At 72.0% G+C, this 546-nt stretch carries 1 protein-coding gene; it reads right to left on the minus strand.

All coding sequences use genetic code 11. The annotated features are described in order from the left end of the window. The coding region (locus B7G66_RS14815) for an NAD(P)H-hydrate epimerase (RefSeq protein WP_048859341.1) at positions 1–546 on the minus strand (546 nt) is incomplete at both ends.

Here is a 546-nt window from a genome sequence, read left to right on the forward strand (position 1 = left end):
ACCGCCAGCCGCACCAGCCCGGCGCCGCTGCCCCGCGCGCCCGCCGCCGAAAGCCGCGCCGCACCGGGCATCTGCGCGCCACCACATATACTGACGACACCACGGCTGTATTTATAACTCTCCACCCCGCAATGCGGCACCTGCCACAGGCCCGGCGCATTGCGCCATGTCCGCACGCCCACCTGCCCCACGGCATTTTCGGGAATGCCGATATCCGCCACTTCGCACCGTCCGCACAACTCCCGCCCCGGCAGGAGGAGATGCCCCGGCCTGGGCCTGCAAAACGTGACCGTCAGTTCCGCGGTCGGGGCATAACCGCGCACCGCCCCGGTCGCTCCGTCCACACCCGTGGGCATGTCGATGGCGATGAGCCGCCGCGCCGCACGCAGCACATCGGCGCCCCCTCCTTCCACCGCGCGTGACAGGCCCGCGCCGAATACCGCATCGATCACAAGGTCGAACCGCCCCACCTGCGCGACATCGAACGGCACCATGGGCCCCGACCACAGCGCGGCGGCGGCCGCCGCGTCGCCACCCGGCCGCGGC

Source organism: Novacetimonas hansenii JCM 7643 (assembly GCF_000964405.1).
Classification (GTDB): domain Bacteria; phylum Pseudomonadota; class Alphaproteobacteria; order Acetobacterales; family Acetobacteraceae; genus Novacetimonas; species Novacetimonas hansenii.